We start from the raw sequence: 26,832 nt of genomic DNA, 5'->3' as shown, positions 1-26,832 counted from the left end.
TATGCAGGATATTGAAAAGCTTGAATCAGAATTGCTGGACCAGATCGGCACCATAACGGACCTGGATGGGCTGGAAGCCCTCCGAATTTCGGCCCTTGGTAAAAAGGGAAGTGTCAGTCTGATGATGCGCGGTCTCGGTCAAATGGACCCAACGGAACGCCAGACGGTTGCGCCGAAGCTGAATAAGTTGAAATCGACCATTGGTGAGGCCATTGACGGGGCGAAATCGTCGCTTCACGCGGCGGAACTGGCGAAGAAACTGGCATCCGAGAGTATCGACGTGACCTTGCCCGTTCGCCCGGAAAGCGTTGGGCGTATTCACCCTATCAGTCAGGTGATGGATGAAATCACGGAAATTTTCGCCGACATGGGATTTGATATTGCCGAAGGTCCGGATATTGAAGACGATTTTCATAATTTCACCGCCTTGAATATTCCACCCGAGCATCCCGCACGGCAAATGCATGACACCTTTTACCTGCCGGAAAAAGAGGATGGCTCGCGTCAGCTATTGAGGACCCATACCTCGACCGTACAGATCAGGACCATGCAATCGAAAGAGCCCCCGCACCGTATTGTTGTCCCCGGACGGACTTTCCGGTGTGACTCCGACCAGACACATACGCCCATGTTTCATCAGATCGAAGGATTGGTGATCGACAAGACCAGTCATATGGGACATTTAAAAGGGGTCCTGGCTGAATTCTGCAAGGCGTTTTTTGAACTGGATGAAATCACCATGCGGTTTCGCCCGTCCTATTTCCCGTTCACGGAGCCGTCTGCAGAAATGGATATAAAATGCACGTTTGCCGGCGATCATGTGAAAGTTGGTGAAGGCGATGACTGGCTGGAGATATTGGGCTGCGGCATGGTCAATCCGCGGGTTCTGGCGCATTGCGGGCTGGATCCGGATGAGTATCAAGGCTTTGCCTGGGGCATGGGCATTGACCGGATCGCCATGCTAAAATATGGCATACCGGATTTGCGCGCTTTCTTCGACGCGGATCTTCGTTGGTTGAAACATTACGGTTTTGTGCCATTGGATGTCCCCACACTTGGGGGAGGGCTGTCCCGATGAAATTCACAATATCCTGGCTGAAAGAGCATCTCGACTATACGGCTTCCCTCGACGAGCTGTCGGAAAAACTGACGGCGCTCGGACTGGAAGTGGAAGAAATAACCGATCGTGCCAAGGAGCTTGAAGCTTTTCGGGTTGCCTATGTTGTGGAGGCTGTCCAGCATCCGGATGCCGACCGCTTGCGCGTCTGTAAAGTGGATACCGGCACGGAAATTGTTCAGGTCGTCTGCGGTGCGCCCAATGCCCGAACCGGTATGAAGGGGGTTTTTGCCCCATCCGGTGTTTACGTGCCGGGAACGGATCTATTGCTGAAACCGTCTAAAATTCGGGGCGTGGAAAGCAACGGGATGCTGGTGTCCGAGCGGGAAATGGGAATTTCCGATGAACATGACGGCATCATCGAACTGCCAGAAGATACGGAAATAGGTGCGTCCTTCGCGGTTCTCGCCGGTCTGGATGATCCCATCGTAGAAATTGCCATCACGCCGAACCATCAGGATGCGCTCGGTGTTTACGGTATCGCCCGTGATTTGGCCGCCGGAGGCTTTGGGACGCTGAAGGATCTTGATCTAAGCGCCGTTCCGGGCCAGTTCGACAGTCCTATCTCAGTTCATCTCAATTTTGACGCGGATGTTCAGGGTCCCTTACCCTGTTCGAAATTTGTCGGCCGTTATATACGAGGTGTCAAAAACGGGCCAAGCCCGAAATGGCTGCAGGATAAATTGCTGGCGATCGGATTGCGTCCCATCTCGGCGCTTGTGGATATGACCAACTATGTCACATATGACCTGGGACGCCCGCTCCATGTTTTTGATGCGGATAAGGTTGACGGTGATATTCAGGTGCGTCTTGGCGAGCCTGGAGAAAAATTACTGGCTCTGGATGGCGAGGAATATGCCATTGGTGCAGAGACCTGCGTTATCGCCGATAATAGTCGCGCGGTTGGCCTGGGTGGTATCATGGGCGGTGAGGAAACCGGTTGCACGGAAGCAACGACCAATGTCTTTGTTGAAGCGGCCCTGTTTGATCCCATCCGTATCGCCACAAGCGGTCGCAAGCTTGGTATCGAATCCGACGCCCGTTACCGGTTTGAACGGGGTGTGGACCCGGCGTTCGTTGAAAGCGGCATGGAAATCGCCACGCGGCTGATAATGGATTTATGCGGCGGGGAACCCTCGAATGTTGTGGTTGCCGGAACCGGTCCAGAGTGGCAGAAGGATGTCGATTTGCGCAAAAGCCGGGTGCAGGATCTTGGCGGTGTTGACGTCCCGGTCACCGAAATGATGGAAATTCTCGACAAGCTCGGGTTTTCACCAAAAGACAGCGGTGATCTCATTCAGGTTTCCGTCCCGTCATGGCGAATGGATGTGGACGGGGAAGCGGATCTCGTGGAGGAAATTCTCCGGGTTCATGGCTATGACAATATTCCTACAGCCGCTTTGCCAAAGGCGAATGTGGTCGCCAAACCGTCCGTGGATCTTCCGCAGCGCCGTGTTCGAATGGCGAAGCGCGGCTTGGCCAATCGCGGTATGATGGAGGCGGTCACCTGGTCGTTTCTGCCGCGGTCCCATGCGGATCTTTTCGGCGGTGTTCCTGACGAAATTGTTTTGGTCAATCCGATTAGCGCGGATCTGGATGCCATGCGACCCTCATTGCTGCCAAATCTCATTGCCGCCGCCGGACGGAACCATGCCCGTGGTTTCAACGACGTGTCGCTGTTCGAGGTCGGATCCGAATATCATTCGGACCAGCCGGATGGCCAGGCAATGGTGGCCGGCGGTATCCGGTCCGGTCAGACTTCAGAGCGGCACTGGGCCGGTAACGGCAAGTATTTTGATGCCTATGATGCAAAAGCGGATGCCGTGGCGGTTCTGGAAGCTGTCGGCGGCCCCGCGGCCAATGCACAGGTCGTTACCGGCGCCCCGGATTGGTATCATCCCGGTCGCTCCGGCGTTCTGCAGCTGGGTCCAAAAAACCGGTTGGCGGCGTTTGGGGAAATCCATCCCGCTGTCCTGGAGGCAATGAAAGTCAAGGGGCCGCTGGTTGGATTTGAAGTCTATCTTGATAACGTGCCGCTACCGCGCGGAAAAAGTGCGACAGCCCGTCCGCCATTGTCCATTTCCGATTTCCAATCCGTGGAACGGGACTTTGCCTTTGAAATGGATGTTGACATATCCGCAGACAAGATTATCCGGGCGGCGCGGGGCAGCGATAAGAAACTGATTTCCGATGTGTCGATTTTTGATGTGTATCAGGGGGAGCATGTGGCCATGGGCAAAAAATCCGTGGCCTTGTCTGTCCGGTTGCAACCAACAGACAAAACCCTGACGGAAGAGGAAATCGATGCCGTCGCCGCGAAAGTGATCGCCAATGTTGAAAAGGCGAGCGGTGGTCATCTGCGGCACTAGGGTTACGGAGCCTATTAATTGAGGGGAGCTTTGGAGCTCCCCTTGTTCTGTTTGTGGAGGATAATAAATGACAAATAATGTTCCAGACGGTTTTAAGATCTTTGAAGGCAATGTCGGTTTTGTCGGATTGACCGGCACCCTGATGATTAAACCGGTAGAGATGGATGCGTATCTGGGACTTCGCATAGAAGACAAGCATTGCAACATCGCCAATATTTGTCATGGCGGCATGTTGATGACGTTCGCCGATATGCAACTGGGTGTCGGTGGTCAGGCGATCACGGGTATCCGCAAGTTTCTACCAACCATTCAGATGTCCTGCGATTTTGTCTCTCCGGTACCCAATGGCACCTGGCTTGAAGGCCGGACACAAGTTATAAAACAGACACGAACGTTGCTTTTCGCCACTTGTATATTAACCGCTAACGAAAAAACCGTTTTCAGTTCTTCGGGCATCATGAAAATCCCGTCCGACCAGGGAACCTATGCGGATATATCACTGCCGGGGCAAGATTAGACACACGCCTGTTGTAATTGCCCTGAAACCTGTTACTTGGATAAGCGATAGAGATTAGAGAAAAAGACGCTCATGACGGACCTAAGTAAAATACGCAATTTTTCGATCATTGCTCATATTGATCATGGAAAATCGACGCTGGCCGACCGCCTTATCCAGATGTGCGGCGGGCTGGATGCACGGGAGATGCAGCAGCAGGTTCTCGATAGCATGGATATCGAGCGTGAGCGCGGTATCACCATTAAAGCGCAGACAGTGCGGCTTTTGTACAAGGCGCAGGATGGCGAGACCTATACATTGAACCTGATTGATACGCCGGGCCATGTTGATTTCGCCTATGAGGTAAACCGGTCCCTGTCTGCCTGTGAAGGTTCTCTCCTGGTTGTCGATGCCAGTCAGGGCGTTGAGGCGCAAACGCTGGCCAATGTCTATCAGGCCATTGAAGTTGACCATGAAATCCTGCCGGTGCTCAACAAGGTTGACCTTCCTGCCGCCGATGTGGACCGGGTGGTGGAACAGATCGAGGAAGTCATCGGCATTGACGCCAGCGGTGCCTTGCCTGTCTCGGCGAAAACCGGAGTTGGCGTGGATGAAGTTCTGGAAGCCGTTATCGCCCATATCCCATCGCCGCAAGGAGATCGGGATGCGCCGCTCCAGGCGCTGCTGATCGATAGCTGGTATGACGCCTATCTTGGCGTTGTGGTACTGTTCCGGGTGCGGGCCGGATCCATTAAAAAGGGCCAGAAAATCAGGATGATGGAAACCGGCGCTAGCTACCTGGTGGACCGGGTTGGTGTGTTTACACCCAAAGGACTGATGGTAGATGAGCTGGGTCCCGGAGAAATCGGTTTTATGACGGCTGCCATCAAACAGGTGGCCGATACGAAAGTCGGGGACACCATCACCGATGACCGCAAGCCGGCGCTGGAGCCCTTGCCCGGGTTCAAGCCGAACCAGCCGGTGGTATTCTGCGGATTGTTTCCCGTTGATGCCGCGGATTTCTCCGAACTGAAATCCAGTCTTGGAAAGCTGCGCCTCAATGATGCCAGTTTCTCCTTTGAAGCGGAAACATCGGCCGCCCTTGGCTTCGGTTTTCGTTGCGGTTTTCTAGGGCTGTTGCATCTGGAGATAATACAGGAGCGGCTGGAGCGCGAGTTTGATCTTGATCTGATCACCACGGCCCCGTCGGTTGTCTATCATTTATATATGCGCAATGGCGATATGGTGGAGATGCATAACCCGGCGGATATGCCAGATGTCATGCAAATTGACCATATTGAAGAGCCGTGGATCAAGGCGACCATTCTGGTGCCCGATGAATATCTGGGTCAGGTGCTGAAGCTATGTGAAGACAAGCGTGGTGTGCAGACCGACCTGACATATGCGGGCAACCGGGCGATGGTTGTTTACAAGCTGCCGCTGAATGAAGTTGTCTTTGATTTTTATGATCGTCTGAAATCGGTTACCCGGGGCTATGCCAGTTTTGACTATGAGCTGGACAGCTACATCGAAAGCGATCTGGTCAAGCTGTCCATTCTGGTCAATTCCGAACCCGTGGATGCGTTGGCGATGATTGCCCACCGCGATCAGGCAGAAGGCCGCGGACGGCAGTTATGTGAACGCCTGAAAGATCTTATCCCCCGTCAGCTTTTCAAGATCGCCCTGCAGGCAGCTATTGGCGGCAAGGTTGTGGCGCGGGAAACCATCAGCGCGCTGCGCAAAGACGTGACCGCGAAATGCTATGGCGGCGATATAACCCGGAAAAAGAAACTGCTGGAAAAGCAAAAGAAGGGTAAGAAACGGATGCGCTCTGTGGGCAATGTGGATATCCCGCAAGAGGCGTTTCTGGCCGCCCTCAAAATGGGAGATGACTAGTTGGATTTCTGACTGGTTACCTCTTTTTGCGGTTCTTTCTTTTCCGGAACAGGATTATCAAAACCAATCCGGGCACGAAGAAATCAAGCCAGGCCGGCCATAATAATACTGTGAGAATAACCGGATCCCAAAGGCTTGGGAACAGATAGCGCTGAACGACGGCCTGCGCCAGGTTCAGCCCCTCGGGAAACAGGTTGTACCAAAGCTCCCCCAGAAGAATGAAGTGCAGCTCGCCGGTATTGAGGAATTGCAGAAGATCCCGCCCCAGTACCATAAAGGCGATGGCGATACATACCCAACCAATAAGACGGCCTATAATCACGTGTCATATCTTTCTGCAATTGAATGGCGGCATGGTATCGCGAATTGCCCAGGAACTCAAAGCCCGTTTGAGGTTATTTTCCCATAATATCGGCCCGCCGGTTATTTATTCCGGCAAACGGCTTTTGACCCCTTGCAATCTCTGGCTTCTGAAGTATATTCCCCGCTCGTCTGCAGATCCATGCAGACGATTTGCGGAGGGGTGGCCGAGTGGCTGAAGGCGCACGCCTGGAAAGTGTGTATACGGGTAACCGTATCGAGGGTTCGAATCCCTCTCCCTCCGCCACCAATCTGTTTTTCAAACATCGCAAACTGAGTTTTTCCTAAACCTGCCGAAGACTTTCGGATCGGGTGTTCCGATATGTTCTAAAAATCCCTGCTCCGAAATGCTAACCACAGAATTTACAATATTATTGCCAATTTCGGAATCATTCGCTTAAATAATGAAATGATTACGCTTGTCAAAAATTCGGATCAAATTGTTACTTGTTTGTCGTAAAAAGGAAAAAAAATGAAGAACAAACTCTGCGAAATGTTTGGTATCGATGTGCCGATATTTGCTTTTTCTCATTGCCGGGATGTTGTTGTTGAAGTCTCCAAAGCCGGCGGCATGGGGGTTCTGGGTATGGCGCGAATGGATCCGGACCGGGTGGAAGAAGAACTCAACTGGATTGATGCGCATATAGAGGGGCGGCCCTATGGCATCGATGTTCTGATGTCGGGAAATGTCGAGGATTCAGGTGATTTGAAATATGATCCGGAAAAACTGTTGCCGCAGGAACATGTCCGGTTTGTCCGCGATATGCTGGATAAAGCGGGTGTGCCGCCCCTCCCCGAGGCCGAGGAGCAGCAAATTATGCGGGATATGGTGAAGGGCATGAACTTCACCCCGCGCGAAAGCCTTGAGATGGTGGAGCGGGCCATGAGCCATCCGATTAAACTGATTGTCAATGCGCTGGGAACGCCCCCGGCCCAGTTGATTGAAAGGGCTCATTCCAAAGGCATAAAAATTGCTGCCCTGGCCGGTAAGGCCCGGCATGCGATCAAACATAAAGAAGCCGGGTGTGATTTCGTCATTGCTGTTGGGACAGAGGCCGGGGGCCATACCGGCGACATTTCCTCTCTGGTTTTATGGCCGAATATTGTTGATGCCGTCGATCCCATGCCGGTGCTGGGCGGCGGTGGCGTTGGCCGTGGCAGGCAGTTTGCCGCGGCGCTGGCCCTTGGCTGTGAAGGGGTTTGGTGCGGATCCATCTGGTTGAAAACCGTTCAAAGCGAGGTCCCGCCGGAGATCAAGTCAAAGATGTTTGAAGCTGCAGCCGATGATGCCATCTTGACCAGATCTGTTACCGGCAAGCCCTGCAGGACACTCAATAACACGTTTTCGAAAGCCTGGAATGCCGAGGATGCGCCGGCGATGCTGCCGGCCCCTCTTCAGAACTATCTTTGGTGGCAGGAAGGCCGATCGAGAGTGGAGCGCGTGCGGGCGAAAGAGTTTCTAACCTATCCCGTTGGTCAAATTGTCGGCGACATGACAGAGGAAACCAGCGTCAAGGAAGTCGTTTATGACTTCATTAATGAGTTGTTGGACTCAAAAGAACGCCTGGATGGAATGCTCGGAGAATAGAAATCAAACGACTTAACGGGGTCATTCCTCCAGTCCGTGGCGCTGTGGAGTCTTCGGGTGAAACAGGTTCGAATTCGGCCGCCGAATTCGCAGAAACAGGAAGTTCTTTCAATTATTGCTAAACTATACTAAAATAATTCCAAAGTAATCATGAGTATGTCCTTGTAACAACTGAATGTTTTACTGTCCTTACCGATAATATAAAGATAGTGGAGCAGGGATGAGACATCGCCCGTGGAACCGAAATACATTAGCGATTTTGCCAAGGGTCGTGACAACAATCTAAATCTGATCCGAATGGTTGCGGCGATTGGTGTTCTTGTCTCCCATGCCTGGGCCGTGTCTGACGGGCTGGTCAATGAGCAGCCCTTTTCCAGCCTTCTGAAGGGGATCGACCTGGGGACGGTCTCCGTTTATGTCTTTTTCGCCATTTCCGGATTTCTGATTGCCCAGAGTTTTGTGCGTGCAAACAACCTCAGATCTTTCTGGTCGGCCCGGATATTCCGGATCTTTCCGGCGTTGCTGGTGGTCCTTCTTCTCACGGCCTTTATCCTTGCGCCCCTGTTGACGTCGGCGCCATTGTATACGCTTTTGGAGGCTATTCCCGCGTATATCGCAAGAAATTTCACGCTGTTTTTCCTGCAGCATAATTTGCCCGGTGTGTTTATGGATAATCCGGTGCGCAACACTATCAACATTCCCCTCTGGACCCTGAATTACGAGCTAATATGCTATATTTCAGTCTGCCTGCTGGGGCTGGCCGGTGTCCTTAATAACCGTCCGCTGACGATACTTGCTACAATCGCCTTTCTCGTTGCCTACAGTATTGTGATGTATTTCGAGCCGCATCAGCGTCTGGTCAAGCTGGCCGGGCTGGCATTGCCTTTTATGACCGGCGTTGTTTTCTTTGTCTGGCGCGAGAAGATCAGGCTCAGGCTGTCCATCGGTCTCGGTCTGGCGGCAGCGGCGGTGATTTGCTATCCCACGCCCATTTTTCGCGAAGCGTTTGTTATCGCCCTTGCCTATGGGGTTTTTTTACTTGCCTATTTGCCGGACGGGTTGATCCGGCACTATAACCAGCTTGGGGACTATTCTTATGGTATTTATATCTATGCCTTCCCCATTCAGCAGATTACCGCGCAGCAGGGCGTGACCGAGCCCCTGGTGAATATCATGATCTCGCTGCCTCTGGCCCTGACCTGTGCCGTGTTTTCCTGGCGCCTGATTGAGCGCCCGTCGCTTTCCTTCGCTAAAAAGCTGCGATAGCCTTGGGCCGGGAGAAGCGAGAGGCTGAAGACAGATCTATTGAATTTATCTATACGGGCAACCGTGTCGAGGGTTTGAAACCCCCTTCATCCGCCTATTACCTTGCCTTCAATGTTAATCAAAATAAGTCGATATGCGGGACAGCTCAATTTTAATATCAATTGTGAGTTCGTTGTTGATTTCCCATATCCGCAATTGTCAGTTTTTTTGGCTGATTGACTAATATTTTCACATCAACATCATCTCTCATAAGGGATTTGCAGGATATCCCCTTTACACTTGCATATCCCCTTAGCTTGGCCTGCCTGATGGGAGCTGTAATGCCGGGGTAGGGCCTCAGGATTTTTTCCAGATCAGGTGATTTGACATTTTTTCCGGCCGCAAGCTTACCGATTTCAACAGAATTAACGGTTCCAGGCTGTACCTCGAATATTTCCAGAGCGGGTGTATAACATCTATTTTTGACATATCTTGTGTACCCTATCCTTGAACTCGTTGTAATGGCCACAACGACATAGGTACCTGCAGGGATTTCCATTAAATGATAGGCTGGCGTACTTACGGTACCTCTTCTGCCGAGCACATACGCCTTGCCGAGAATTCGGCTTTTATTTATCTCTATCCGACGAATAGTGACCTGTGCTTTTTGTGTTACTCGATAATCTAGGACTGCAATCATGCCCTTCGGATTGTCGGCGGCATATTTAAAATTTCCGTCCAGCTTGGGCGTCGCACAGGCAGTCAAAACGAACAGAAAAAACAACGATACCAAAGTTGATTTCATTTAAAATTTTCCAGCCTTTTATTCTAAGGACGACATCAGGCGAAACGGTTCATTTCGCCTGATCAAGCCTTCAATCGCCGGCGTATTACCGTGCCGCATTTTGGGCGTCAAATTTCATTCAATCCCACTTTTGACATAATCAATTGCCGTAACAATTTTTGTAGATGGGTCATAGCTAACGACAAGCTTTTTATCCAGGACCTGAATATCCAGTCCAAAAACCTTCGTTTGACTGTAACGATAGATCAAGGCCCTTTCGCCTTTATTTTCCAGAACTGGAAACATATATTCCCCGGTCGGCTGACCAAAGAGTTTTACTACTCCGTCAACCGTTGTTTTCTTTTCTTCAATAGAGGTGATTTTCGTTGCGTCAAAATTGGTGGAGTCACCGGCCCAGGAACTTGTGAACTCGCTGCCAACTAAAAGATCATCGTGAAAATAGAATATTTGAGATCGACTCGGTGTCACGCCTTCGGCATCCGCGTTGCCTCCGGCTTTCGCGTAGCTGTATATGAAAATCTGAACATTCTCACCATTCTTTGTTTGATTTGCCGTTTTAAAAGGCGAGCCAAGCTTCTGAACAATGTCGGTGGCTTTCGTCTGACCCAACACTTCCTGTTTGTAATCGACCCTGCTGAAGTCGGCTCCGGCGGCACAAGCAACCAGCACTAGAGCGGTTAGGGCCAATGATAAAAATTTCATTTCTCTTCACTTTCTTCGAGAACGATAGAATGGATTTATTTATTTGTAGTAGGAGTATTTTTCTTCTTATATTAGATTTAATTTATTTTAATACTACTGCTCCACCTTGATGCTAGGTGTAGTGTTTCTACAATGCAAGCGCTTTCTGGTTGTGCTGGAGTCGGCTTGGAACCGGGTGCCGGAATTAGACTATTTTCATATGCTTCGGGACTTTTGCAAGAAATGCTTCGGCGCGGGGAAGGGGGTTTTTGAAGAACTGATGCGGTGCGCGCAGCCACAGGCCGTCATATATAGCCGACGGGCCTTCGGTCGTAAGGGCGTCCTGTGTTATGTCAACCAGCTCCGCATCCCAGCCGGGATAAACCTGTCTTGCCCTTTTCCAGTAATGGGCGAGAAACCGATTTTTCTCCGTGTAGCCGTGATAGTCGAAGACCCGATCTGCAAAGGAGACGATGATGTGGTTTCCGGTATGGCCCGCGCTCGGCTTGATCCATATGGCCTGGGCGTCCGCAGGCGCGTTTTTTTCCATAAATACATGGGCCAGGACCTGACAGGCGCCACAGGCGAAAAATACCCGGTCGGGCAAGGCCCATCTCTTCTCAAGATCCTTTTTCCGGCAATTTTGCGTGCGAAGAATATACATCGGCGAACCATAGCTGTTTGTCCGATTTGACGCTATTGTCATGCGCAGGAATTTGGATGCCGGATTCGAGGTATTTATTCTGATCGCCACTTGGACTAAGTTGGCGAGGGAGCAACTGACCAATCTCTTGAAGGAGGGCCATGTGTCCGTAGATGATAAAATACTCAGTGATCTTGTAGCGAATAACGTTGAATTCGTGACCACGGTTCCGTGCAAGCAATTGGCCGGCGTCATTGATAAAATCGAGAACAGCCCGGATATTCACCATGTGCCGTCGAATAAGGAAGATGAGGGGATTGGCCTTTGCGCCGGGGCTTATATGGGCGGCAAGCGGTCGGCCATCATCATGCAGAATACGGCCATCGGCGTAACCATCAATACCCTGGTGACCTTGACGCAATTCTATCGTTTGCCCTTGCCGATGATCATCAGTTACCGCGGGGAACTGGGGGAGCCCGTGGCCTGTCAGGTGGAAATGGCGGTTCATACAAAGGCCCTGCTCGCGCAGCTTCATATCCCGACTTATCATTTTCACAAGGAAGAGGATGTGACGGAACTGGATGCCATCTTGAAACATACATATATGTGCAACAAACCCGTCGCGGTGCTGACCGACGCGTCTTTTTGGAAGGGGTATTGAGAATGATCCGCTCAGATGTTTTACGGGAGATCGCGCCGATTATTGCCGATCAGCTGGTGGTCTGTAATATTGGCCTGCCAAGCCAGGAACTGCATATGATTGATGACCAGCCGAGCACCTTCTATATGCTCGGGACCATGGGGTTGTCGTCCTCCATCGGTCTCGGTGTGGCGCTGGCGCAGAATAAGAAGGTCATTTCCATCGATGGGGATGGCTCGGTGCTCACCAATTTCGGCACCTTGCCGACCATCGCCAATAATGTGGCAGATAATTTCATTCTGCTGATCATTGATAATGGCAGTTATGGCTCAACCGGGGATCAGCCAACCTATGCCGGCAAGAAAACGTCCCTGGCAGCGGTGGCGACGGCTTGTGGCTGCGAAAATGTCATTGAATGTGCGGCTGAGGACACGGCGGAGGCATTGCGCCGCGCAATTGAAGGCGACAAGATGACGATCATCGTCTGTAAATGCGAGTCCGGCAATATCAAGGTGCCGGTCATTACCATGGACCCGGTGGTTATTCGCGCCCGGTTCATGACGGAAATCGAGAAACGCAACGGCTGAGGGCGGACCCGGCCTGGCACCTGCTGTTACCGCCCGGCCGGATCCAGATATCTGGCAATGCCCTCGGCGGCGACAACGCCCGTGGCAAAGCATCCTTGCAACAGGTAGCCGCCGGTCGGGGCCTCCCAATCGAGCATTTCCCCGGCGACAAACTGACCCGGCAGGTTTTTGATCATCAGCTGATTGTTCAGGTTCTTGAACTTGACCCCGCCGGCCGATGAAATGGCGCGCTCAATGCCGTTGATGGCCTGCAGTGGTATGGGTAGGGCCTTTACGGTTTTGCCCAGTTTTTCAGGGTCCGTCATCTTTTCCTTCGCCGCGAATTCATGGAGCAGTGCGGTTTGAATTGGCGAGAATTTCAGTTTCTTGCGGAGGAAGTTGGACAGGGATATTTTCCCCCGAGGTGCCGACAAGGCTCCTGCGAGTTGGGGCGCAGCCATTTCAGGTTTCAAATCCAGCAGGATGATCGGCACGGACCCGCGGCTCAACTGTTCGCGCAACGGTTTGCTCAACGCGTAGAGGGCGCCGCCTTCAAGCCCGCTTTTCGTGATCACAAGATCCCCGGCGATGCGGCGATTCTCGTGAGACAGGCGGATATTCTTGAGCGGGGCTCCTTCGAAGCGGCTGATAAAATGATCACTCCAGCCGGTTTGAAAGCCGCAATTGCTGGGGCTGAGCGGGGCGATGTTTATGCCGGCGGATCGCAGCGGATCGATCCAGTCACCTATGGCCCCCAGATGCGGATAACTGGCGCCGCCCATTGCGTATAATATGGCATCAGCCTTGAATGCGAGGGCCGGATTGTCCTGCGTGCTGAAAACAAGCGTCTGGTCGTCCCCGGTTTTCAACCAGCGATGTCTGAGATGAAACTGCACTTGCGCGCGCTCCAGCTCTTTTAACCAGGCCCTGAGCAAGGGGGTCGCTTTCAGGCCGTCGGGAAATATCCGGCCACTGGATCCTTTGAACACGGAGATACCGAGGGCGGCAGCCCAATTCATCATATCCTCTGGCGAAAACCGTTTGAGGAAGGCAGAAAACCGTTCTGCATTCTCCGCATATTTTTCAGTGAAGTGCGTCAGTGGTTCCGAATGGGTCAGGTTGAGGCCGCCACGACCGGCAATCAGGAATTTTCGCGCCACGGACGGCTTCTGGTCAAAAACATGAAGTTGAAGATTTTCAATCCCGCTCAATTTCTGCGCGGCAATGAGGCCAGCGGGCCCGGCGCCGATGATGGCAACTATTTTCTCGCGTGGCGCCAATGTCAACGGCCTTTTCTGATCAGCTTTGCTAGGGCTGGTTATAGGGGCAATGGGCGCGGATTAAAAGCATGAATAGTTTTCATGCTTCAGGCCAAACCCATTCAAATATTTCATGTGTTTGCCGAGAGCCCTTCAGACCATCAACCGGCGAGATGTCTGTCCGGTTCCGCAGCCCCGTCCTGTCCGGGGTGCCCCGCCACAGAGAAATTAATACCCTCATAATCATTCCCCGCCACTTCATTGATCGAGGCCACATATCGGGGGGTGCCGCCATTATAGACGAAATAGCGGATACTGCCTTCTTCATGGCCTTCCACATTTGAATTATATCCGGTGAACCAGGATTTCGCCTTTCGCATCAGCATAATCGCATACATTTTCGTCACCGTCTCGGTCCAGGAGGTTTCAGCCTCCTGGGTTGCTTCAAGCCGGGTAAAACCCCGTTGCCAGCTATAATCGAGCAGATCCGTGCTCCAATTGACGCCGTTCTCGATCCCGCGCGGATAGTTGGTCGAGGCGGAGCCGCTTTGCGGACCCGTGGGCATCAGCAGATTGGGAAAGCCATGGATCAGGATCCCGAGGAATGTCGACGGGCCGTCACGCCATTTATCCCGTAACGTTTCGCCGCCGAGGCCGCGGATATCGATATGATCAAAGGCCCCGGTGATGGCATCGAAGCCGGTTGCATAGACAATGATATCGGCGTCAAAATCCTCTGCACTGGTGCGGATACCGGTTTCCGTCACCCGGTCAATGGGGGTTTCACTGATATCAATCAGACGGACGTTATCGCGATTATAAGCCTCGAAATACTGGGTTTCCAACGGCACCCGCTGGATGCCAAATCCATGATCGCGGGGAATAAGCTTTTCCGCCGTCACCGGATCATTGACGCGGCCGCGGATGCGATCGGCAATATACTCGGAAAATTCCTCATTGGCCTTTTCGTCGGTAAAGATCTCGCGAAAATTTGCCAGCCAGATGCCAAAGCCGGGCTCGTCATACAGCCGGTCCCACAGCTTGACCCGCTCTTCGCGGGACAGTTCATAGAAGCCGCGGCGGTCCGGCTCATGCTCGAAACTGCCGGGTGTCCGGGCGCAGGTGGCAAAAATTTCGTCATAGCGGGCGCGAATATCGTCCATTTCCGCCGCTGAGATCGGGCTGTTATTGAGCGGGGCGCTCCAGTTGGGACGCCGCTGAAAGACATTAAGCTCGCCGACTTTATCGGCAATTTCCGCAATCAGCTGGATGGCCGTCGCGCCGGTCCCGATCACCGCGACTTTTTTATCCTTCAACTCGACGGGTTCATGGGGCCAGTGGAAGGTGTGAAAGGACGGGCCTTTAAAGTCCTTCATGCCCTCGATCCGCGGCAAGGTCGGCGTCGACAGCAAGCCCAGCGCCATGATGACAAACCGGCATGTAAGAGCACGGCCATCGTTCAGGGTCAGTTTCCAAAGATCGTCCGTTTCGTCGAAATGGGCCGCTGTCACCTTGCAATTGAATTGCATGTAGGGGCGAAGATCAAATTTGTCCGCGACAAAATTCAGATAGTCCAGGTTTTCCGACTGGGGGGAGAATTTTTCTTTCCAGTGCCATTCGTCCAACACCTCCTGCGAGAAGGAGTAGCCATAAGTATAGCTTTCAGAATCGAACCGGGCTCCGGGATAGCGGTTATTGTACCAGGTGCCGCCAAGATCACCGCAGGCTTCCAGAACGGTCGCCTTAACGCCCATATCCTTCAGGCGTTTCATCTGGTAGATGCCGGCTACACCGGCACCAATTACGATAACCTCGAAATGCGTCTCAGTTGCGATGGTCATGGATTGCTCCTTAAGTGACTTCTACTCGCCGGAAAATCTGAGGCTGAACCTCATCTTAGGGATATTAAAAACCATAACCTGCGACAATGCAACTGTTGGAGACCCGCGATTATCCGCCTTTCCTCATTTCGTAAAGTGGTGTTAGCCTTTCTTTAGTGCCGCCCTTATCAACAAAATATCGGATACTGCCGTCTTTATGGTCCGGCCCGGCCATCATATGCACGGGTGAAGATCATGATTTTCGGCCGTCTTCTGCCAATAAGTCGCCTTTTGCGAACAGGTTGGTCTGCTCGGTGGGCGAAGAGGGGCAATTAACATGCCCGGCAAGGATCTCCCAACCTACCGGGGTTACATTACGATCCTCATCAATCGTGAGTCTCCAGGGACCCCAGGCTTCCGCTGTGTCAGAAGGCGGGCGATTACCCGATACACCCGTCAGCTCGGTCTCAGGTGAAAAATCGACCATAACCCTGTGGCGAATCCCGTCATCACCATAAACGTAGCCAACAAGCTCATTGAACACGCAACGCCGTTTTGTCAGGTTTCCGCCCAGCGTAACGGCGTTCTCTGTTACGTTGACATAGGTGACCTCAACATCATAGAAGGGGGTCAATGCCGTCATATCGCGATACCAGCGATACTCAGCCAATCGAGGGGCGATCAACAGCGTAATCAAAATGAGGAGGGTGCAAATAGCGCCAGTAAAGAGGAGCTTATAGCCGGTCCCGTTCCGGGCTCCGCGTTGGGGAAGTGAGGGTTCAGGTTTCATTTACTGCTCTTTCTCTCTCTCATCTGTCAGTCCTTCCCCATTTTGATGGATGTCCGCGAAGGCGATACCTTCCCATGACGATACCGTCACATATCTAGTTGATCTCCTTGCAGCTATACAAATTGATTGTAGCTATCGCATTGATCAGGATTGACTATACCTGTCTTTCGAAGCCCCTGTAGACCGCTGTTGTCCCGGTCCCTTATTCTGCAATGTGGTATTAGCCTTTCTTTGTTTCTGGACCTATCGCAATATTTCATTTGTTAGGAAAATGCAGGCGGTCGGAAATTGCGCCTGTTGCAGGCTTTGGGTTAGAGTTGAGATGCGGAAAATTCGGCGTTTCACAGGAATATAGATAGGAACGTATAATGACGAAAATGACAACGGAAGAAGCCTTTATCAAGGTTTTGCAACTTCATGGCATCGAGCATGGTTTCGGTATTATCGGGTCCGCCATGATGCCCATATCCGACTTGTTCGGTCAGGCCGGTATCACCTTCTGGGATTGCGCCCATGAAACCAATGCCGGCATGATCTGCGACGGCTACACGCGGTCAACCGGTAAAATGGCCATGGCCATTGCACAAAATGGCCCCGGCATCACCGGCTTTGTGACGCCGGTCAAAACCGCCTATTGGAACCATACACCGATGTTGCTGGTCACCCCGCAGGCGGCGAACAAGACAATCGGCCAGGGCGGCTTTCAGGAAGTCGAGCAAATGGCCTTGTTCAAGGACATGGTCTGCTATCAGGAAGAGGTTCGGGATCCGTCCCGTATGGCGGAAGTTCTCAACCGGGTTATCGAGAAAGCCATTCGCGGCTCGGCGCCCGCACAAATCAATGTGCCGCGCGATTTCTGGACGCAGGTCATTGATATTGAGCTGCCGCAAATCGTTCGCCTTGAGCGGCCAGCGGGCGGCGCCGATGCCATTGCAAAAGCGGCAGAGTTGCTCTCCAACGCTAAATTCCCGGTTATTCTTTCCGGTGCGGGTGTGGTTATCGGCGGCGCCATCCCCGAATGCCAGGCATTGGCGGAACGGCTGGACGCACCGGTTTGCAGTGGCTATCAGCATAATGACAGTTTTCCGGGTTCCCATCCACTGGCGGCGGGTCCGCTGGGCTATAACGGATCAAAAGCCGGCATGGAGCTGATCAAGCAGGCAGACGTGGTTCTGGCATTGGGCACCCGGCTTAATCCATTTTCGACGCTTCCCGGTTACGGTATCGATTACTGGCCGGAAAATGCCGATATTATCCAGGTGGACATGAATTCAGACCGTATTGGCCTGACAAAAAAAGTCACGGTTGGTATTTGCGGTGACGCCAAAATGGTTGCCGAGCAGTTGCTGGCCAGCCTGTCCGATACGGCGGGCGATGCAGACCGGGAACAGCGCAAATCGATCATTCACCAGACAAAATCAGCCTGGCTGCAGACATTGTCGAGCATGGATCATGAAGATGATGATCCGGGCACAACCTGGAACGCGGATTCCCGCGCCCGGGATGCGGACAGAATGGCCCCGCGGCAAGCCTGGCGTGCTATTCAGGCTGGTTTGCCGAAAGAGGCCATTATCTCCAGTGATATTGGAAATAACTGTGCCATCGGAAATGCCTATCCAACCTTCGAAAAGGGACGCAAATACCTGGCGCCTGGATTGTTCGGACCTTGTGGATACGGGTTCCCATCCATCATCGGCGCCAAGATCGGCTGTCCGGATACGCCGGTTGTGGGCTTTGCCGGAGATGGCGCCTTTGGCATCTCAATGAATGAAATGAGCTCGATCGGCCGTGAAGAATGGCCGGCGATTACCATGGTTATTTTCCGCAATTACCAATGGGGCGCCGAGAAGCGAAATTCCATTCTCTGGTATGACGACAATTTCGTCGGCACGGAGCTGGACCCGCATTTAAGCTATGCCAAAGTTGCAGAAGGCTGCGGATTAAAAGGGGTCACGGTTCATACGCAAGACGAGCTGACCTCGGCATTGCAGACGGCGTGTAAAGCGCAAGACGATGGTGTAACAACCTTTATCGAGGTCATCCTCAATCAGGAACTCGGAGAGCCTTTCCGTCGCGATGCGATGAAGGCGCCTGTTTCTGTCGCGGGTGTTGACGCCAAAGACATGCGCCCTCAAAAAGGCGCATAACCAACGGGAATAAAGGGGCGGCAAAGACTGCCCCTTTATTTTGCATCTATCGTTTGCCAGTCTGCTGGCAACGGGTCTAAGGTTCGGTGATGGAAAGGGGGGCGTCTTCAACCGTGAAACAATTTGACGATTTGATTGCCCGTGCGAAATCGGCACCGAAGCATATTGTACTGGCGGAGGGACAGGATCCGAGAATTGTGGCAGGCGCTGTCCGGGCCCTGCAGGAAAAAATAGCCACCATTACCTTGCTTGGCCCCGTCGATGAAGTGCGTGGCCTTGCCCGCGCAGCCGGGGACAGCAATGATCAGATCACCATTATCGACCCGGCGCAATCGGCGCATCACGCCTCCTATTCTGAGGAATTTCTTCACTTGCGCCGGCATAAGGGGCTAAATCTCGCGGACGCAGAAATAGCGGTACGCGATTGCCTGAACTTTGCAAACATGATGGTGCGATCTGGCGATGCTGATGGATCTGTTGCCGGCGCGCGCCACATGACCGCAGATGTGGTTCGATCCGCCTTGCAGGTCATTGGCGTCGATCAGCGGTATTCGATGGTTTCAAGTTTTACGCTGATGATCATGGGCGAGGAATTCCATCCCGTTAAGACAGCCGTTTTATTTACCGATTGCGGCCTTGTCGTTTCGCCTGACGAGGACGAACTGGCGCAAATCGCCGCCGCGGCTGCCGACAGTCTCCAGTCGCTTCTGCAGGATGATCCGAAAATAGCCATGCTGTCCTTCTCGACCCGGGGAAGCGCCGTTCATCCGGATGTGACGAAAGTCGAGAATGCCGCAGCTCTTTTGCAGCAGCGCCGCCCCGGAGTATCCGTCGAGCCTGCCATACAGTTTGACGCGGCATTTGTCCCTGAAATTGCCACCCTGAAAGCGCCCGGATCAGATGTTGCCGGGGCGGCAAATGTGTTTGTGTTTCCCGACCTTAATTCCGGGAATATCGGCTACAAGATTGCCGAACGCATTGGCCGGGCGAAAACAATCGGCCCGGTTTTGCAGGGGCTTGCCAAGCCGGCGAATGATCTGTCCCGCGGCTGTGACGCCGATGCCGTTTACGGCATAATTGCCGTAACCGTATTACAGGCCCAAAACGCAGTATGAATAATATGTACCCGCCAATGAAAAGGATTGCTCGATGAGCGCAGGACCGTCTCAACCGAATGTGGATACCTCCCCGAAAGTATCCGATGAAATTCGCAAGACCACTTGTTATATGTGTGCCTGCCGCTGCGGGATAAATGTCCATTTGCGCGATGGCAAGGTCCGGTATATCGAGGGGAACCGGGATCATCCGGTGAATAGGGGCGTGCTATGTGCCAAGGGGTCCGCCGGCATCATGCAGCATTACGCGCCCTCGCGGCTGCGCGCGCCCTTGTTGCGGGTCGGGGAGCGGGGCGAGGGGAAGTTCAAGGAGATTTCCTGGGAAGAAGCCTTTGAAAAGGCCGTTTCATGGTTGGCGCCCGTGCGGGCGGATGACCCAAAAAAGCTGGCGTTTTTTACCGGACGGGATCAAAGCCAGTCCCTGACCAGCTGGTGGGCGCAACAGTTTGGCACACCGAATTATGCGGCCCATGGCGGCTTCTGCTCGGTCAATATGGCGGCGGCGGGTATTTATACCATGGGCGGCGCCTTTTGGGAATTTGGCCAGCCCGATTGGGAACGGACCAAAATGTTCATGATTTTCGGGGTGGCGGAAGATCATGATTCCAATCCCATAAAGCTGGGCATGTCAAAATTGAAGGAACGCGGCGCCAAAATCGTCGGCGTCAATCCGGTACGCACGGGATATAATGCCATTGCCGATGAATGGGTGCCGGTGACGCCGGGAACGGATGGTCTGTTCATTCTGTCGATCATCCATGAATTGCTAAACGCCAGTCAGGTGGATCTGGATTACCTGCTGCGCTATACCAATGCCGGGTGGCTTGTCATCGACGATGAGGGCGCGGCCGACCACGGGCTTTTCGCCCGGGATGCCGACGGAAATCCGCTGGCACTGGACCGCAAGACCAACAAACTCGGGCCGGCGAAAACGGTACGGCGCAATGCGGCGCTGAAAGGCGAGGTGACACTTGAGGATGGCCGCACGGCGCGCCCGGTTTTTGAGCTGCTGGCGACGAAATACGCCGATCCGTCCTATGCACCGGCGGCGACCGCTGCCCAGACCGGCATTCCGGCGGAACAAACAGAGCGTCTGGCGGCTGAGCTGGCACGTGTCGCGTTTGAAGAAGAGATCACCATCGATCAGCCCTGGACGGACATGACCGGGGAGCGTCATGAGAAAATGATCGGGCGGCCGGTCAGCTTCCATGCCATGCGCGGAATATCCGCACATTCCAACGGTTTTCAGACATGCCGGGCGCTGCATCTGTTGCAGATCCTGCTGGGCTCCATCGAATGCCCCGGCGGGTTCAGGTTTAAACCGCCTTATCCAAAACCGATGGAGGCACATCCAGTGCCAAATGCGGAATTCGCCCCCAACCAGCCCCTTGCCGGGCCGCATCTGGGTTATCCGCGCGGGCCGGAAGATCTTCTGATCGAGGAGGATGGTTCACCGAAGCGGATCGACAAGGCGTTTTCCTGGGAAAATCCCATGTCGGTGCATGGCCTGATGCATACGGTGATCGCCAATGCCTATCATGGTGATCCATACCCCATCGATGTCTTGTTTATGTATATGGCCAATATGGCCTGGAATTCCTCCATGAACAGCAAGGGCATGATGCAGATGCTGTCCGAGAAGAAGGAGGACGGATCCTATGTTATTCCCAAGATCATTTATTCCGATGCCTATTCGTCGGAAATGGTCGCCTTTGCGGACTTGATCCTGCCCGATACGACATATCTGGAACGGCATGATTGCATCTCCATGCTGGACCGCCCCATCAGCGAGCCGACAGCGGCGGCGGACTCCATTCGCTGGCCGGTGATCGAGCCGGATCGGGATGTGCGCGGTTTTCAAAGCGTCATACTGGAGCTGGGCGCGCGTCTCGGTCTTGACGGCATGGTCAATGACGACGGCAGCGCCAAATATGCGGATTATGCCGACTATATTGTCAATCATCAGCGCAAGCCCGGTATCGGGCCGCTGGCCGGCTTTCGCGGCGAAGATAAATCGGCGCGCGGGCGCGGTGATGTCAATCCTGACCAGCTTGATGATTATATCGAAAATGGCGGATTTTTCCTCGAACATATCCCCGAGGACGCACAGTTTTTTAAACATGCCAATGCCGGGTATCAGGAGTGGGCCGTGTCCATGGGGTTCTATGATTCCCCGCAGCCCGTGACATTTCAGCTATATCTGGAGACCTTGTCAAAATTCCAGCGCGCGGCGGAAGGCCATGGCGCTTGCGTGCCGCCGGACTATCTGCAGCAGCAGATTTTGGAGGCCTTCGATCCGTTGCCGATCTGGTATGCGCCCGGCGAAGGAAGCCGGCTGGAGCAATCGGGGGACTTGGCCGATTTCCCGCTGCACGCCATCACGCAGCGTCCTGCCGCCATGTATCATTCCTGGGGAACACAGAATGCGTGGCTCCGTCAGATCCATGGGCGCAACCCGCTCTATGTCCCGGGAAATGTCTGCGATGACGCAGGGCTTGAAGACGGCGACTGGGCCTGGGTGATTTCCCATCACGGACGCATAAAAGTACCGGTGCAGCGGATGAATGCGGTCAATTCGAAAACCCTGTGGACCTGGAATGCCATCGGCAAACGCAAAGGCGCCTGGGCGCTGAAGCCGGGTGCGCCGGAGACGACAAAAGGCTTTCTGTTGAACCATCTGATCAGCGATTTGCTGCCCGCCAAAGGCGACGGCATGCGCTGGTCCAACTCCGACCCGATCACCGGGCAGGGCGCCTGGTACGATTTGCGGGTTCGCATCGAAAAAGCGGAGGATGACGGGACGATGCAATCTGAACCGGAGTTCGAACCGCAGGACTCCCCCGTGGGTGTTGGACCGGATACTGTTGCTTATGGAAAGGAATGGACTAAATGACCACCTTACCTAAACATACCGACCGTAAATTGGGCCTCGTCATCGATCTGGACACCTGTGTCGGCTGTCAGGCCTGCGTTGTCAATTGCAAGGAATGGAATACCGGCGGCTACGGCGCACCGTTGTCTGATCAGGACGCTTACGGAGCATCGCCCACGGGAAGCTGGCTCAACCGGGTGCATTCCTATGAGGTAACGCCGCCGGATGCACCGGCGCAAATCGTCCATTTCCCACGCTCCTGCCTGCATTGTGAAGACGCGCCCTGTGTCACGGTCTGCCCGACCGGTGCCAGTTACAAGCGCACCGAAGATGGCATTGTTCTGGTCAATGAGGACTGGTGTATCGGCTGTGGTCTCTGTGCCTGGAGCTGCCCCTATGGCGCCCGTGAAATGGACGCCGATGCCGGTGTGATGAAGAAATGCACGCTCTGTGTTGACCGGATCTATAACGAGAACCTGCCCGAAATCGACCGGGAACCGGCCTGCGTTCGCAGCTGCCCGTCCAAAGCCCGGCATTTTGGCGATTTCAGTGATCCGGACTCGGAGGTCAGCCTTCTGGTATTGGCCCGTGGTGGTATGGATCTCATGCCCGAACAGGGCACAAAGCCGGTCAATAAATACCTGCCGCCGCGGCCCAAGCAAAAACCGGATGCTCCCTGTTCAACCCGGAAAGCACCGAAAGCGGGCAGCCTTCTCGGATGGCTCGACGCCGCCCTCGAAAAATTAGGATAACGCCATGCATCCCGCCGCCTCCGTCATTTTTTTTACAACGGCCTCCGGTGCCGGCTACGGTATCCTTGTCCTGCTGGGCATTATGGTTCCCCTTGGTTATTTGCCGACGGATCCCTGGTTCGGCGCTGTGACGCTGCTTCTGGCTCTCGGCCTGGTGAGTGGCGGGTTACTGTCCTCGACCTTTCATCTTCATCATCCGGAACGGGCGTGGCGCGCCCTGTCTCAATGGCGAAGTTCCTGGCTGTCGCGGGAGGGTGTTGCGGCAATTTTGACCTATGCTCCGGTGCTGCTCTTCGCCTTTGGCTGGGTAAGCTATGGCAATGCCATTGGCGGCTGGGCATTTTGGGGGGCTGTCGCGGCAATTATGGCGCTTGTCACGATTTATTCGACAGCGATGATTTACGCCTCTTTACGAACAATTCGGCAATGGCATCACCGTCTCGTCCCTCTGGTATATCTCACCCTTGGGCTGACAAGCGGGGCGATTTGGCTGGCGGCCCTCACGTCGAGCTTTGGTATTGCCAATGAATTTGTTGTCACCGCCGCCCTGATCCTGATTTTGATAAGCGCCCTGATCAAGTTTTTTTATTGGTCGTCCATCGATCAAACCACATCGCCAAGCAATGCGGGCACGGCAACGGGTCTTGGGCATTTGGGTGCCGTCAAACAATTTGAAGTCCCCCATACCGAGGATAACTGGGTGATGAAGGAAATGGGCTTTCAAATCGCCAGAAGGCATGCGCTGAAATTGCGAAAAATCGCCGGGCTGCTGGCTTTCCTTGTGCCGTTTCTTTGCCTGCTGGCGGGCCTGATGAATGTGGCACCTATGCCGATAATCACCTGGATCGCCGCGATTTCCGCCTCCGCCGGTATTGTTACTGAGCGCTGGTTGTTTTTTGCGGAAGCCCAGCATGTGGTCGGATTATTCTACGGGCATGATCAGTCGTAAGATTTTGACGTCCGTATCCATCATCTATCCATAGCATCCGGCCAACATTGCTTTTTGTTTTACGAGTGCAGCGACGGCGTCGATTGTGGGGGTTGCATGTCCGGTGATGACGCCGAGTTCCTGCACCGAGGAGACGAGCGCGTCGATTTCCATGGGCCGGCCGGATTCCAGATCGACGAGCATGGATGTTTTGTGGGCGCCGACACCGGCGGCCCCGGCAATTCGCTTGTCAACGTCGATCGGGAAATTGACATCGAGCGCTTCACCGATTGCTTGGGCTTCGAGCATCATGCTCCGAACCAGCGATCGTGTGCCGTCGTCACCGCAAATCACATCCAATGTGGCGCCGGTTATGGCGGAAATCGGGTTGAAGCTGAGATTACCCCACAGCTTGACCCAGATATCATTGCGGATCCCCTTGCGCACCGGCGCCTTCAAACCGGCAGAAATCAACAGATCAGAGATTTTCTTTACCCGCTCCGTCCGCTCGCCTGAGGGTTCTCCCACGGGAAACCTATCCCCGGCCCGATGTAGAATAACGCCGGGCCTGATAACCTCTGCCGCCGGATATACGACGCAACCGATGGCCCGTTCGGGCCCGATTTTATCCCAGATACTGCCGTCCCGATCCGTTGCCTTTACCCGTTTGTCCGCATGTTCCCCGGATACCCCGTAAAAATACCACCAGGGTAATCCGTTCTGGGCTGTCACGATCGCGGTATCAGGCCCCAATAACGGCTGCATGGATTGAACGACCGCCGGAACGGAATGCGCTTTGAGGGCGATAATGACATAATCCTGCACGCCAAGGTCGTCCGGATTGTCCGTTGCAAGGACGTTCTTTTGAACAAATGTCCCGTCATCGGCTTCTATGGTCAGGCCATTTTGCTTTATGGCGTCCAGATGCGGTCCGCGGGCGATGAGGGAAATTTCCGCGTCCCCTTGCCGTGCCAGCAACCCGCCAACAAGTCCGCCGATTGCCCCGGCGCCAAAAATACATATTTTCATTATATCATTCCCAGCTTTTCCGCCATGCCGATGCGCTGTAATTTACCCGTTGCACCTTTGGGGATTTCGTCCAGCAATTTGATTTTCCGTGGAACCTTGAAGGCCGCGAGGCTTTTTGCCGCGAAGTCCCTCAACTCGGCTTCAGTCGACCCTTGACCGTCCCGAAGAACGACAGCAGCCCCCACGTCCTCGCCCAGTTTATCATGGGGTATGGCGAAGGTGACCACCTGCTCAACGGCGGGGTGGTTCATCAATATTTCATCCACTTCCCGGGGCGAGATTTTTTCTCCCCCGCGATTGATGATCTCTTTCAGGCGGCCGGTGATGGAGATATATCCTTCTTCCGTAACAATCCCCTGATCGCCTGTTCGAAACCAGCCATTTGTATAGGCTTCCGCATTTGCCGATGGATTATTTTCATACCCATTGGTGACATTGTCACCGCGAATGACGATTTCGCCGGTTTCACCTGCATTGAGGAGAGTGCCATCCTCCGACATAATGCCGACTTCAGGACCGGAGGCGATGCCAACACTTCCCGGTACCCGTTTCGCCGGCGGCAATGGATTGGCGGCCATTTGATGGGCGGCTTCCGTCATGCCATAGGCTTCGACCACGGGGCAGCCCCACATTTCCTCAAGGGATTTCATGACTTGCGGCGGGAGAGAGGCGGACGACGATCTTGTAAACCGCAGATGAGCATTTTTGATAGAGTCTGCGTTGCGCGGACCCCGGGCAAGGATAGCCTGATGCATGGTCGGGACTGCGGTGTACCAGCTGGGGGCCGCCTCATCCATATGTGCAAAGAATTTCAGCGCATTGAAACCGGGGGTGCAATTGACACTGGCACCGGCATGGAGCGAAGACAGAACGGCAGCAATCAGCCCATGAATATGAAATAAGGGCATGACGTTCAGGCATTTGTCTGCCGCGCCGAGATCGAGAGATTCTGCAATGTTGCGGGCTGAGGCACAGACATTGATATGGCTGAGCGGGACAATCTTTGGTCTGGACGTTGTCCCGGACGTGTGAAGGATCAACGCAATATCCTCTGGTTCCGCCGTACCTGGATTTCTTGTGCTTCCTCTCGTCGAACCCTTTAGCTCGAATTCTCCGGCAGCCGCTCCTTCCGGGACATGAAGTTCCAGTATCGATACCCCAATTTTTTTGGCAACCGCAACAGCGGCACTATCACTGCCGTCGAGGACAACGAGTGCCTTTGCGGATAAATCCTTCAGGTAAAATTCAAATTCATCCGCTTTATAATCGGGATTTAACGGCGCAGTTGTTGCGCCGCAAGCAATGGTAATAAAAGCACTTGCCATTTCCGGCCCGTTCGGCAGCACAATCGCTACTCTGTCTTGCCGGCCTATACCCAATTCATTCAGGCGCGTGACCGTGTTCCGGGCCAGCTTCTGAAGGTCGCCATAGGTTAAGTCTGATCGATCCGGTGCGCTAATGGCAGGCGCGTCAACTCGGCCCTGCTCGAGTAATTCTGTGAGAGATCTGGTTGCAGGCATCGGTTTCTTTTCTCCTCGTAATCAGGCGTCACATGCGCTGGAAATAGACGCATATGGATGGTTTATTACTGGCAGCAGTCTTGTCAGGGCAATATTATATTTCCAAACAATGACTGTTCGTCGGCGGCGGCATGACGAAAAATGAAGGTCGTTTATACAAGAATTTTCAACTATTGATGCCTCAATAGTACGCG

The 26,832-nt window shown here is 53.7% G+C and carries 22 protein-coding genes and 1 tRNA gene; 14 read left to right on the top strand and 9 right to left on the bottom strand.

What is annotated here, in order from left to right; translation table 11 throughout:
* Window position 1 precedes the first annotated feature (1 nt).
* The 4 genes from pheS (at window position 2) to lepA (ending at window position 5,878) form a co-directional block, all read left to right on the top strand.
* Window positions 2-1,078, top strand: coding sequence for a phenylalanine--tRNA ligase subunit alpha (gene pheS, locus NBZ79_RS17555; RefSeq protein ID WP_251933926.1), 1,077 nt, complete (start codon window positions 2-4; stop codon window positions 1,076-1,078).
* Window positions 1,075-3,486: a phenylalanine--tRNA ligase subunit beta gene (gene pheT, locus NBZ79_RS17550; RefSeq protein WP_251933925.1), complete on the top strand. Its 2,412-nt coding sequence runs from the start codon at window positions 1,075-1,077 to the stop codon at window positions 3,484-3,486. The genes pheS and pheT overlap by 4 nt, the downstream gene beginning before the upstream one ends.
* Window positions 3,487-3,553: 67 nt before the next feature.
* Entirely contained in the window at window positions 3,554-4,003 is a 450-nt protein-coding gene (locus NBZ79_RS17545) for a PaaI family thioesterase (RefSeq protein WP_251933924.1), read from the top strand.
* A gap of 72 nt (window positions 4,004-4,075) precedes the next feature.
* Window positions 4,076-5,878 carry a translation elongation factor 4 gene (gene lepA / locus NBZ79_RS17540; RefSeq protein WP_251933922.1) on the top strand — a complete coding sequence of 601 codons (1,803 nt, stop codon included), beginning with the start codon at window positions 4,076-4,078 and terminating at the stop codon, window positions 5,876-5,878.
* Between the two features lie 16 nt (window positions 5,879-5,894).
* Here the strand turns inward: lepA and NBZ79_RS17535 are convergent, their stop codons facing one another.
* On the bottom strand, window positions 5,895-6,200 hold the full coding sequence (locus NBZ79_RS17535; RefSeq protein ID WP_251933921.1) for a hypothetical protein: 306 nt from the start codon (window positions 6,198-6,200) through the stop codon (window positions 5,895-5,897).
* 195 nt (window positions 6,201-6,395) lie between these two features.
* Between NBZ79_RS17535 and NBZ79_RS17530 the strand changes: the two genes are divergently transcribed.
* From NBZ79_RS17530 to NBZ79_RS17520, 3 genes are all read left to right on the top strand, one after another.
* Window positions 6,396-6,485: transfer RNA gene (locus NBZ79_RS17530), tRNA-Ser, on the top strand.
* Between the two features lie 225 nt (window positions 6,486-6,710).
* Window positions 6,711-7,826: a nitronate monooxygenase gene (locus tag NBZ79_RS17525; RefSeq protein ID WP_251933919.1), complete on the top strand. Its 1,116-nt coding sequence runs from the start codon at window positions 6,711-6,713 to the stop codon at window positions 7,824-7,826.
* A gap of 234 nt (window positions 7,827-8,060) precedes the next feature.
* Window positions 8,061-9,092 (top strand): acyltransferase family protein, encoded by a 1,032-nt coding sequence (locus tag NBZ79_RS17520; protein WP_251933918.1) that lies wholly within the window; start codon window positions 8,061-8,063, stop codon window positions 9,090-9,092.
* A 157-nt stretch (window positions 9,093-9,249) separates the two neighbouring features.
* On the opposite strand, the gene NBZ79_RS17515 is transcribed toward NBZ79_RS17520, so the two are convergent.
* The 3 genes from NBZ79_RS17515 to NBZ79_RS17505 all read right to left on the bottom strand — a co-directional run bounded on the left by NBZ79_RS17515 (window position 9,250) and on the right by NBZ79_RS17505 (window position 11,221).
* Window positions 9,250-9,876, bottom strand: a complete 627-nt coding sequence (locus NBZ79_RS17515; protein ID WP_251933917.1) for a hypothetical protein — start codon at window positions 9,874-9,876, stop codon at window positions 9,250-9,252.
* Window positions 9,877-9,990: 114 nt separating this feature from the next.
* Complete coding sequence (locus tag NBZ79_RS17510) at window positions 9,991-10,578, bottom strand: hypothetical protein (RefSeq protein ID WP_251933915.1); 588 nt, start codon at window positions 10,576-10,578, stop codon at window positions 9,991-9,993.
* A gap of 184 nt (window positions 10,579-10,762) precedes the next feature.
* Window positions 10,763-11,221 carry a hypothetical protein gene (locus NBZ79_RS17505; protein ID WP_251933913.1) on the bottom strand — a complete coding sequence of 153 codons (459 nt, stop codon included), beginning with the start codon at window positions 11,219-11,221 and terminating at the stop codon, window positions 10,763-10,765.
* A gap of 142 nt (window positions 11,222-11,363) precedes the next feature.
* On the opposite strand from NBZ79_RS17505, the gene comD reads away from it, so the two are divergent.
* Complete coding sequence (gene comD / locus NBZ79_RS17500; RefSeq protein ID WP_251933911.1) at window positions 11,364-11,861, top strand: sulfopyruvate decarboxylase subunit alpha; 498 nt, start codon at window positions 11,364-11,366, stop codon at window positions 11,859-11,861.
* Between the two features lie 2 nt (window positions 11,862-11,863).
* Window positions 11,864-12,427, top strand: a complete 564-nt coding sequence (comE, locus tag NBZ79_RS17495; RefSeq protein WP_251933909.1) for a sulfopyruvate decarboxylase subunit beta — start codon at window positions 11,864-11,866, stop codon at window positions 12,425-12,427.
* A gap of 26 nt (window positions 12,428-12,453) precedes the next feature.
* On the opposite strand, the gene NBZ79_RS17490 is transcribed toward comE, so the two are convergent.
* The 3 genes from NBZ79_RS17490 to NBZ79_RS17480 all read right to left on the bottom strand — a co-directional run bounded on the left by NBZ79_RS17490 (window position 12,454) and on the right by NBZ79_RS17480 (window position 16,275).
* Entirely contained in the window at window positions 12,454-13,692 is a 1,239-nt protein-coding gene (locus NBZ79_RS17490; RefSeq protein ID WP_251933907.1) for a TIGR03862 family flavoprotein, read from the bottom strand.
* Window positions 13,693-13,826: 134 nt separating this feature from the next.
* On the bottom strand, window positions 13,827-15,506 hold the full coding sequence (locus NBZ79_RS17485; protein WP_251933906.1) for a flavin-containing monooxygenase: 1,680 nt from the start codon (window positions 15,504-15,506) through the stop codon (window positions 13,827-13,829).
* A 232-nt stretch (window positions 15,507-15,738) separates the two neighbouring features.
* Window positions 15,739-16,275: a hypothetical protein gene (locus NBZ79_RS17480; RefSeq protein ID WP_251933904.1), complete on the bottom strand. Its 537-nt coding sequence runs from the start codon at window positions 16,273-16,275 to the stop codon at window positions 15,739-15,741.
* 368 nt (window positions 16,276-16,643) lie between these two features.
* Here NBZ79_RS17480 and xsc point away from each other — a divergent pair, with 368 nt between their 5' ends.
* The 5 genes from xsc to NBZ79_RS17455 all read left to right on the top strand — a co-directional run bounded on the left by xsc (window position 16,644) and on the right by NBZ79_RS17455 (window position 24,110).
* Window positions 16,644-18,422 carry a sulfoacetaldehyde acetyltransferase gene (gene xsc, locus NBZ79_RS17475; RefSeq protein ID WP_251933902.1) on the top strand — a complete coding sequence of 593 codons (1,779 nt, stop codon included), beginning with the start codon at window positions 16,644-16,646 and terminating at the stop codon, window positions 18,420-18,422.
* 113 nt (window positions 18,423-18,535) lie between these two features.
* Entirely contained in the window at window positions 18,536-19,537 is a 1,002-nt protein-coding gene (pta, locus tag NBZ79_RS17470; RefSeq protein ID WP_251933900.1) for a phosphate acetyltransferase, read from the top strand.
* Between the two features lie 34 nt (window positions 19,538-19,571).
* The gene (locus NBZ79_RS17465) at window positions 19,572-22,430 is read left to right on the top strand and encodes a molybdopterin oxidoreductase family protein (RefSeq protein ID WP_251933898.1); all 2,859 of its coding nucleotides are present in this window, start codon (window positions 19,572-19,574) and stop codon (window positions 22,428-22,430) included.
* The gene (locus NBZ79_RS17460) at window positions 22,427-23,161 is read left to right on the top strand and encodes a 4Fe-4S dicluster domain-containing protein (RefSeq protein ID WP_274706811.1); all 735 of its coding nucleotides are present in this window, start codon (window positions 22,427-22,429) and stop codon (window positions 23,159-23,161) included. Before NBZ79_RS17465 ends, NBZ79_RS17460 begins: the two co-directional genes overlap by 4 nt.
* A gap of 4 nt (window positions 23,162-23,165) precedes the next feature.
* Entirely contained in the window at window positions 23,166-24,110 is a 945-nt protein-coding gene (locus NBZ79_RS17455) for a dimethyl sulfoxide reductase anchor subunit family protein (protein ID WP_251933896.1), read from the top strand.
* A gap of 24 nt (window positions 24,111-24,134) precedes the next feature.
* On the opposite strand, the gene NBZ79_RS17450 is transcribed toward NBZ79_RS17455, so the two are convergent.
* Entirely contained in the window at window positions 24,135-25,118 is a 984-nt protein-coding gene (locus NBZ79_RS17450) for a 2-dehydropantoate 2-reductase (RefSeq protein ID WP_251933894.1), read from the bottom strand.
* Window positions 25,118-26,638, bottom strand: a complete 1,521-nt coding sequence (locus tag NBZ79_RS17445; protein WP_251933893.1) for an acyl--CoA ligase — start codon at window positions 26,636-26,638, stop codon at window positions 25,118-25,120. The genes NBZ79_RS17450 and NBZ79_RS17445 overlap by 1 nt, the downstream gene beginning before the upstream one ends.
* Between the last annotated feature and the right edge of the window lie 194 nt (window positions 26,639-26,832).

It is taken from the genome of Sneathiella marina, assembly GCF_023746535.1.
GTDB classification, from domain to species: domain Bacteria; phylum Pseudomonadota; class Alphaproteobacteria; order Sneathiellales; family Sneathiellaceae; genus Sneathiella; species Sneathiella marina.
The sequence above is the reverse complement of the archived record's forward strand: the minus strand, read 5'-3'. Positions and strand labels throughout refer to the sequence as shown.